2 protein-coding genes are annotated in these 1,116 nt (G+C 70.3%); one reads left to right on the forward strand and one right to left on the reverse strand.

Annotation, left to right across the window (positions count from 1 at the left end):
* Positions 1-543: helix-turn-helix domain-containing protein (locus AC04L7_RS19255; protein ID WP_475513782.1), on the reverse strand; the 543-nt coding region annotated here is incomplete at its 3' end.
* 146 nt (positions 544-689) lie between these two features.
* Here AC04L7_RS19255 and AC04L7_RS19260 point away from each other — a divergent pair.
* Positions 690-1,116: isocitrate lyase/phosphoenolpyruvate mutase family protein (locus AC04L7_RS19260; RefSeq protein WP_475513783.1), on the forward strand; the 427-nt coding region annotated here is incomplete at its 3' end.

Raw genomic sequence — 1,116 nt, forward strand, 5'->3', positions numbered from 1 at the left:
CAGCAGTCCGGCGGCGATCTCGTGGCGCACGCGGGGCGCCGAGTTGAAGGAGTGGCGCACGTCCAGCGCCAGCAGCGGGATCGCCGCCATCGCGCGCTCGAGCGGCGGCAGCGCGAGATCGGAGGCGAGCGGCGCGACGAGCGTCGGCCACGGGGTCGACGAAGGCGCGGCGAACGGGTCCTCCTCGCCGCAGTCCCAGAGTTGCCGCGCGACGTCTTCCAGCGTGGCGCCGTCGTGGACCATGCCGATCGCCGAACGACCGCGGTAGTAAGGGCCATCCGGGCGGATCAGGGAGATCTGCGTCTCCAGAACGGGCAGGCCCCGGTCCAGGCTCTGCGCCGCGCCCCGCGCCGCGCCGCGCCCCACCTGCTTGCGCTGGGCCAGGCGCTCCACGTCCTGGCGCAGGTAGAGGCGGCTGCGGTGGTCCTTGCCGGGGCGGGATTCCAGCAGGCCACGGCTGACGTAGGCGTACAGCGTGGCCTGGCTGATGCCCAGCAGGCGGCAGGTGTCGCGGGCGGACAGAAGGTCGGTCGCGGAGGCCATCGAGAAATATTGATTCGTTCGATCAAGATTGATCAACCCTGAGGATGGTGCCAGATTTGCGTCCCGAAGAGGGGCGTACCCTTCACGCACCTCCGGCACCGGCCCCAGGCCGAGGCCGCTCGCTGACCGATGAGGAGTCACGTCGCATGAGCACCCCGTCCGCAGGCGCGCAGTTCCGCGCCGCGCTCGCCGCCGAATCGCCCCTGCAGGTGATCGGCGCGATCAACGCCAACCACGCCCTGCTGGCCAAGCGCGCCGGCTACAAGGCGATCTACCTGTCCGGCGGCGGCGTCGCCGCAGGGTCGCTGGGCCTGCCCGACCTGGGCATCAACACGCTGGAAGACGTGCTGATCGACGTGCGCCGCATCACCGATGTCTGCGACCTGCCGCTGATGGTCGACATCGACACCGGCTTCGGCCCCAGCGCGTTCAACATCGAGCGCACGGTGAAGTCGCTGATCAAGGCCGGCGCTGCCGCATGCCACATCGAGGACCAGGTGGGCGCCAAGCGGTGCGGCCATCGCCCGGGCAAGGAAATCGTGTCCGCCGGCGAGATGGTCGATCGCGTGAAGG

Source organism: Pseudoxanthomonas sp. LjRoot204_2 (genome assembly GCF_056175765.1).